This is a genomic window from Xenorhabdus beddingii, from assembly GCF_002127545.1.
GTDB lineage: Bacteria > Pseudomonadota > Gammaproteobacteria > Enterobacterales > Enterobacteriaceae > Xenorhabdus > Xenorhabdus beddingii.
Genome location: NZ_MUBK01000103.1, coordinates 1 through 1375 on the forward strand (window position 1 = coordinate 1; position 1375 = coordinate 1375).

Annotated in this window: 2 rRNA genes; both read right to left on the reverse strand. The window is 54.0% G+C overall.

Annotated features, from left to right (window positions below):
- Positions 1-2: 2 nt before the first annotated feature.
- Positions 3-118, reverse strand: a 5S ribosomal RNA gene (gene rrf, locus Xbed_RS18630).
- A gap of 87 nt (positions 119-205) precedes the next feature.
- Positions 206-1375: ribosomal RNA gene (locus tag Xbed_RS18635) — 23S ribosomal RNA — on the reverse strand; the annotation flags it as partial.

Below are 1375 nucleotides of genomic sequence, written 5' to 3' on the forward strand. Positions count from 1 at the left end.
ATGTCTGGCAGTTCCCTACTCTCACATGGGGAGACCCCACACTACCATCGGCGCTACGGCGTTTCACTGCTGAGTTCGGCATGGGGTCAGGTGGGACCACCGCGCTATTGCCGCCAGACAAATCCTGTTTTCAATCCCGAACAAGCTGTTATTTTCTCTGAAACTTTCTGGTCTCTCAACACCCGCAAAACACCTTCGGTGTTGTCAGGTTAAGCCTCACGGTCCATTAGTACTGGTTAGCTCAACGTCTCGCAACGCTTACACACCCAGCCTATCTACGTCCTCGTCTCGAACGCTCCTTCAGTACCCTCACGGGGTAAGGGAAGACTCATCTCAAGGCAAGTTTCCCGCTTAGATGCTTTCAGCGGTTATCTCTTCCGCACTTAGCTACCGGGCAGTGCCATTGGCATGACAACCCGAACACCAGTGGTGCGTCCACTCCGGTCCTCTCGTACTAGGAGCAGCCCCTTTCAATCTTCCAACGCCCACGGCAGATAGGGACCGAACTGTCTCACGACGTTCTAAACCCAGCTCGCGTACCACTTTAAACGGCGAACAGCCGTACCCTTGGGACCTACTTCAGCCCCAGGATGTGATGAGCCGACATCGAGGTGCCAAACACCGCCGTCGATATGAACTCTTGGGCGGTATCAGCCTGTTATCCCCGGAGTACCTTTTATCCGTTGAGCGATGGCCCTTCCATTCAGAACCACCGGATCACTAAGACCTACTTTCGTACCTGCTCGAGCTGTCACTCTCGCAGTCAAGCTAGCTTATGCCTTTGCACTAACCTCACGATGTCCGACCGTGATTAGCTAACCTTCGTGCTCCTCCGTTACGCTTTGGGAGGAGACCGCCCCAGTCAAACTACCCACCAGACACTGTCCGCGACCCGGGTAACGGGCCTGCGTTAGAACATCAAACATTCAAGGGTGGTATTTCAAGGTTGGCTCCGTGCAGACTGGCGTCCGCACTTCTCAGCCTCCCACCTATCCTACACATCAAGGCTCAAGGTTCAGTGTCAAGCTATAGTAAAGGTTCACGGGGTCTTTCCGTCTTGCCGCGGGTACACTGCATCTTCACAGCGAGTTCAATTTCACTGAGTCTCGGGTGGAGACAGCCTGGCCATCATTACGCCATTCGTGCAGGTCGGAACTTACCCGACAAGGAATTTCGCTACCTTAGGACCGTTATAGTTACGGCCGCCGTTTACCGGGGCTTCGATCAAGAGCTTCTCCTTACGGATAACCCCATCAATTAACCTTCCGGCACCGGGCAGGCGTCACACCGTATACGTCCACTTTCGTGTTTGCACAGTGCTGTGTTTTTATTAAACAGTTGCAGCCAGCTGGTATCTGCGACTGGCTTCAGCTCC